At 79.8% G+C, this 5524-nt stretch carries 7 protein-coding genes; 6 read left to right on the top strand and 1 reads right to left on the bottom strand.

All coding sequences use genetic code 11. From position 1 onward, the window contains the following. The 6 genes from HLB09_RS12280 to HLB09_RS12255 form a co-directional block, all read left to right on the top strand. Nucleotides 1-524 (top strand): adenylyltransferase/cytidyltransferase family protein (locus HLB09_RS12280; protein ID WP_171203647.1); only part of this gene is annotated, 524 nt, incomplete at its 5' end. A gap of 107 nt (nucleotides 525-631) precedes the next feature. After that, a complete protein-coding gene (locus HLB09_RS12275) occupies nucleotides 632-1327 on the top strand; it encodes an SDR family oxidoreductase (RefSeq protein ID WP_171203650.1) in 696 nt (231 codons plus the stop codon). 155 nt (nucleotides 1328-1482) lie between these two features. Further along, nucleotides 1483-2514 carry a glycosyltransferase family 9 protein gene (locus HLB09_RS20050; RefSeq protein ID WP_212770996.1) on the top strand — a complete coding sequence of 344 codons (1032 nt, stop codon included), beginning with the start codon at nucleotides 1483-1485 and terminating at the stop codon, nucleotides 2512-2514. Beyond that, entirely contained in the window at nucleotides 2511-3446 is a 936-nt protein-coding gene (locus tag HLB09_RS12265) for a DNA-3-methyladenine glycosylase family protein (protein ID WP_171203646.1), read from the top strand. Before HLB09_RS20050 ends, HLB09_RS12265 begins: the two co-directional genes overlap by 4 nt. Before the next feature lie 64 nt (nucleotides 3447-3510). Further along, nucleotides 3511-3873 (top strand): hypothetical protein, encoded by a 363-nt coding sequence (locus HLB09_RS12260; protein WP_322790159.1) that lies wholly within the window; start codon nucleotides 3511-3513, stop codon nucleotides 3871-3873. Nucleotides 3874-3956: 83 nt separating this feature from the next. Then, nucleotides 3957-4835, top strand: coding sequence for a fructosamine kinase family protein (locus tag HLB09_RS12255; RefSeq protein ID WP_171203645.1), 879 nt, complete (start codon nucleotides 3957-3959; stop codon nucleotides 4833-4835). Between the two features lie 47 nt (nucleotides 4836-4882). On the opposite strand, the gene HLB09_RS12250 is transcribed toward HLB09_RS12255, so the two are convergent. Then, the coding region (locus HLB09_RS12250; RefSeq protein ID WP_212770995.1) for a putative manganese transporter at nucleotides 4883-5524 on the bottom strand (642 nt) is incomplete at its 5' end.

Genomic DNA, 5524 nt, shown 5'->3' with positions numbered 1-5524 from the left:
ACCCGGCTGCCGACGGGGTGCCCGCCGGCAGCGCGTCCGCGGCGGACGCGCGCGCCCTCGTCGCGGGGGTCCGCGCCGCCGGCGGTGTCGTCGTCGCCACGGGCGGGTGCTTCGACGTGCTGCACGCCGGGCACGTGGGCTGCCTCGAGGCGGCGCGCCGGCTCGGCGACGCCCTCGTCGTCCTCGTGAACTCCGACGCGTCCGTGCGCCGGCTCAAGGGCGAGGGCCGCCCGGTCCAGAGCCAGGCCGACCGCGTGCGCGTCCTCGAGGCGCTGGAGGCGGTCGACGCCGTCGCCGTCTTCGACGAGGACGACCCCCGCGAGGCCCTGCGCGTCCTGCAGCCGGACGTGTGGGCCAAGGGCGGGGACTACGGCGCCGCCGGCGCCGACATGCCCGAGGCGCCGCTCGTGCGGGGCTGGGGCGGGCGGGTCGTCCTGCTCCCCTACCTCGACGGGCGCTCGACCACCGAGATCCTCCGCCGCGGGGCCCCCGCGGCGGTCGTCGCAGAGCAGGAGAACCCGTGACCGAGAGCTCCACCCCGACCGACCCGACGACGCCGGCCGACCCGGGCGCCGGGACCGGCCGCACCATCGCCCCGGCCACCGGCCCCGCCGTGGGCCCCGAGGGCGGCATGGCCGGTCAGCGCGAGCTGGGTGTCGTCTACGTCACGGGCGGCTCGTCCGGCCTCGGCGCGGCCGTCGTCGAGGTCGTCACCGCCCTCGGCGGCACCGCCGCCGTCATCGACCGCGACGCGCCCGCCTCGGGCGCCCCGCACGCCGTCGCCGACGTCTCCGACGCGGCCTCGGTCGAGCGCGCCGTCGCCGAGCTCGTCGAGCAGGTGGGCCCGCCGACGGCCGTCGTCACCGCCGCGGGCACCGACGCCGTCGGCCGCCTCGAGGACGTGCCCGCCGAGCGCTGGGCGCAGGTCGTCGGCGTCAACCTCGTCGGCACGGCCGCCGCGGTGCGCGCGTGCCTGCCGCACCTCAAGGCCTCCCGCGGCGTCGTCGTCACCGTGTCGAGCTCGCTCGGGCTGCGCGCGGCGAGCGACGCGACCGCCTACTGCGCCAGCAAGTTCGGCGTCGTCGGGCTCACCCGCGCCCTCCAGCTCGAGCTGGCCGGCGAGGTCGGCGTGACGATGCTCGTGCCCGCCGGGATGCGCACGAAGTTCTTCGACGGCCGCACCGAGCAGTACAAGCCCGGGCCGGACGCCGACCTCATGGACCCGCGCGTCGTCGCCCACTCCGTGGTCCACGCGCTGCGCCAGCCCGTCGGCACCGAGGTGCGCGAGATGGTCGTCACCGTCTCGACGGAGCCGTCCTGGCCCTGACGCCCGGCCCCTCGCCCGCCGCCCCGACGGCGTCGCCGTCGGGGGCGGCCGGGCCGCGGGTCGTCCTGGCGCTGCGCGCGCTGGGTCTCGGCGACGCCCTCACGGGCGTCCCCGCCCTGCGCGGGCTGCGGCGGGCGCGTCCCGACCACCTGCTCGTGCTCGCGGGCCCGCCGGGGCCCGGCGAGCTGCTGCGGCGGCGGGGCGTCGTCGACCGGGTGCTGCCCGTGGAGGGCGTGCGCGCCCTCGACGAGGCCGCGGTCGCCGGTGCGCTGCGCGCCCACCCCGACGTCCTGCCCCCGGGGCGCTGCGTCGACCTCGCCGCCAACCTCCACGGCCGGGGGCCGCAGAGCACCCGCGCCCTGCGCGCCGTGCTCGACGAGCGGGGCTCTCCCGCAGCGCTGCTCATCGGGCACCGTTGCGCCACAGCCGGTGTCGACGACGGCCCGGAGTGGGACGACGAGGCGGCGGAGGTCGACCGGTGGGTGCGCCTCGTCGTCGCCGCCGGCGGGCCGTGCTCGGCGGACGACCTCGTGCTGTCCCCGGCGGGCTCCGGGGTCGGCGGCGGTACGAGCCCGGGTCCGTGGGCGGGCGCGGACGAGGACGAGGGCGCGGACGAGGTCGGGGTCGACCTCCGACGTCTCGCGGGGGCGGTCGTCCTGCACCCGGGCGCCGCGTCGGGCTCACGCCGGTGGCCCGCCGACCGGTGGGCGGCGCTGGCCGCCCAGCTGCTGGCGGAGGGGCACCGGGTCGTGCTCACGGGCGCGGGCGCCGAGGCGGACCTCACGGGCGAGGTCGCCCGCAGGACACGGGCGACGAGCGCCGGAGCCGTCCGCACCGGAGGGCCCGACGACGACGCGGGGCGCCTCGTCGACCTGGCGGGCCGCTGCGACCTCGAGCAGCTGGCCGACGTGGTGGCGCGGGCCCGCGCGCTCGTCTGCGGGGACACGGGCGTGGCGCACCTGGCCACCGCCGTGCGCACGCCCTCGGTGCTCCTCTTCGGGCCGACGTCGCCGGCCGCGTGGGGGCCGGCGGTGGACCGCGACCGGCACGCCGTCCTCTGGCCGGCGCCGGACGCGGGCTACCGCGGCGACCCGCACGCCGCCGCCGTCGACCCGGTGCTCGCGCGCACCGGGGTGGGCGACGTCCTCGCCGCCCTGCGGGCGCTGCCGTCCTGCCCGGCCGCGTGAGCGAATCGACTGGGACGCAGCCCCTCGCCGCGGCGAGGGTCGCCTTCACACCGCCGCTGCACGCGCCGCAGCTGTTCGGCCACCTCGCGGCGACGGCGGTCCCCGGCGTCGAGGCGTGGACCGACGGGGCTCTCGTCCGCAGCCTCGCGCTGCCCGGTGGACCCGGAGTCGTCCGCGTCGCCCCGCCGGGGCCGGGCGAGGACGCCGTCGTCCTCGAGCTGCTGCGCGGCTCCCCCGACGACCTGCCCGCGGCGGTCGCCGCCGTCCGCTGGTGGCTGGACCTCGACGTCGACCCGGCCGCCGTCGACCCCGTCCTCGCGCGCGACGCGGTGCTGGCCCCGCTCGTCGCGGCGGCCCCCGGGAGGCGGGTGCCCCGCTCGGCCGGAGCGGCGGAGACGGCCGTGCGGGCCGTCCTCGGCCAGCAGGTGAGCACGGCGGCGGCGCGCACCCACACCGGTCGGCTCGTCGCCGCCCACGGCACGCCGCTCCCGGCGCCGGTGGCGAGCGTCACGCACGTCTTCCCGACGCCGGCGCAGCTCACCGCGGTGACGGCCGCCGAGCTGGCCCTGCCCCGCACGCGGCAGCGGACCCTCCTCGGCCTCGTCGCCGCCCTGGCCGAGGGGCTGCTCGCGCTGCCGCCCGGGCGACCCCCCGCGCCGGTGGGCGAGGAGCACCTCGCCGCCCTGCGGGCGCTGCCCGGCGTGGGCCCGTGGACGGCCTCGACCGTCGCGCTGCGCGGGCTCGGCGACGACGACGCCTTCCTGCCGGGCGACCTCGGCGCGCTCGCCGCCGCGCGCGACCTCGGCCTGGCCGACGACGCCCGGGCCCTCGAGCGCCGGTCGAGCGCCTGGTCCCCCGTGCGCGGCTACGCCCTGCAGCACCTGTGGGGCGCGCTGCCGCACCCGATCAACGCGCTGCCGGTCGGTCGCTGACCCTCGCGCGGCCCCGCACCGCGTCCGACTGGCGCGCTGGCTGTCCCCCGGGGACGGTCGGGGGGTGGTCGACGACGCGAGGGACGAGCGGCTGCCCACGGACGGCGCCGACCGCGACCGCTTGCTCGCGCGCTACCGGGAGCTCGTCCTCGACGTCCTGCCGCGGCGGGGGCGGGCGGAGGGGTGGGCCGTGCAGGTCGACCACTGCGTGGGCCGGGTCGTGCTCGACAACACCCTCGGCGGCGCCTGGCGCACCGTGCTGCCGGCCGGGCGCGGCGCGGCCTACGCGCGCCTGGCTCCCGACGACCTGGCCCGCGCCGTCGCGCTGGCCGAGCGGATGGACGCCGAGGGCGCCGACCTCGTCGCCGAGCTCGACGCGCGCAGCCTCGCCTGGCGCGGCAAGCCCGCCAAGCGGCCCCCGCGCTGAGAGGCGCCCGTGGGGGTCCGTGGAGGTCCGTCGCCTCGTCCCTCCGGCGCGACGTGCGCCGCCGCCGTCCCCAGGATGGACCGATGGCCTCCCGCGAGACGACGCACGACGACCTGCCCCCCGAGCTCGGCGAGGTGGTGGAGCGCCGCCGGCTCGGCGGCGGCGACATCGGTGCCTCGGAGGAGGTGCGGCTGGCCGACGGGCGGCGTCTCTTCGTCAAGCGCTACGCCCGCGAGGACGGCGCGGAGATGGTCGCCTCGGAGGCCGCCGGTCTGCGCTGGCTCGCCGGGGCCGACGGCGGGCCCCCCGTGCCCGAGGTCGTCGCGGCGCACGGGCAGGTGCTGGCGCTCGAGCTGGTCGACGTCGCCGGGAGCGCGGCGTCCGACGACGCGGGCCTCGAGCGGTTCGGCCGTGAGCTGGCCGCGCTGCACGACTCGGGCGCCGACGCCTTCGGCGCCGTGCCCGGGGGCGCCTCCCCGCACCTGGGGTCGCTGCGGGTGCCCGTGGAGCCGACGTCGTCGTGGCCGGCCTTCTGGGCGCAGCAGCGGGTGCTGCCGCTGGCCCGGCTGGCGACCGACCGCGGGCGGCTCGCGCCGCGCGACCTCGCCGCCGTCGAGGGCGCCGCCGCCCGCGCCGAGGAGGTCATGGGCCCGCCGGAGCCGCCGAGCCGGTGCCACGGTGACCTGTGGTGGGGCAACGTCGTCCGCGCCCGGGACGGCCGCCGGTGGCTGCTGGACCCGTCCGCGCTCGGCGGGCACCGCGAGGCCGACCTCGCGCTCCTCGACCTCTTCGGCGGGCTCCCGCCGCGGCTCGTGGCCGCCTACGAGGATGCGCACCCCCTCGCCGACGGGTGGGAGGGGCGGGTGGCGCTGCACCAGCTCGTGCCGCTCCTCGTCCACGCCGCGCTCTTCGGCGGCCCGTACGGGCCCGCGGCGGGCGAGGCAGCCCGCACCGGGCTCTGACGGCGAGGAGGACGAGGAGGACGGGGAGGCCCTGCGGCGGTCCGGCGTCAGCCGGTGACGAGCAGGGCGACGCCCCCGACGACCAGGGCCGGCACCACCGTGACGGCGCTGGCGAGGACCGCCGAGCGGCGTCGCAGCGCCAGCAGCGGGATGAGCGCGTCGCCGTCCTGGCTCACGGCGTTGGCCAGCAGCGTCGCGAAGGGCACCGCCCCGGTGAGGTAGAGCGACGTCAGGACGATCTGGACGGCGCAGCCGGGCACGAGCCCGACGAGGGCGCCGACGACGACCCCGGCGACGCCCATGAGCGGCAGCTGCGAGCCGTCGAAGCCGGTGGCGCCCGAGAGCACCTCCCAGCCGACGAAGACGGCGGCCACCCACCCGACGATGACGGACGTCTCGGCGGCGCCGCGGCGCAGCACCTCCGCCGGCGTGCTCACGTCGGCGGCCAGGCGCTCGCGCCCGCCGCGGCGGGCGAGCAGGACGGCGCCGCAGACGAGCGAACCCAGGACGCCCAGGAGGAGCAGCGGGTCGACGCCGCCCAGGGCGGCCAGCGGTCCGGTGCGCGCCTGCGCCGCGACGGCGACGGCGGCGGGCACCGACAGCAGGACCACCGCCCAGAAGACCCGCTCGAGCGGCTCCAGCCGCCCGGCGGGCGCGGGCGCACGTGGGGGCGACGGCTCGGACGCCGA

Origin of the sequence: Pseudokineococcus marinus (genome assembly GCF_013004605.1) — a bacterium.
Classification (GTDB): Bacteria; Actinomycetota; Actinomycetes; order Actinomycetales; family Quadrisphaeraceae; genus Pseudokineococcus; species Pseudokineococcus marinus.
This window is presented reverse-complemented; position numbering and strand designations above follow the sequence as displayed.

Bases quoted from the DNA above. Each gene is read 5' to 3' on its own strand.
- HLB09_RS12255 (WP_171203645.1), top strand. From the start codon at position 3,957: ATGGCCTCCCGCGAGACGACGCACGACGACCTGCCCCCCGAGCTCGGC.
- HLB09_RS12275 (WP_171203650.1), top strand. From the start codon at position 632: ATGGCCGGTCAGCGCGAGCTGGGTGTCGTCTACGTCACGGGCGGCTCG.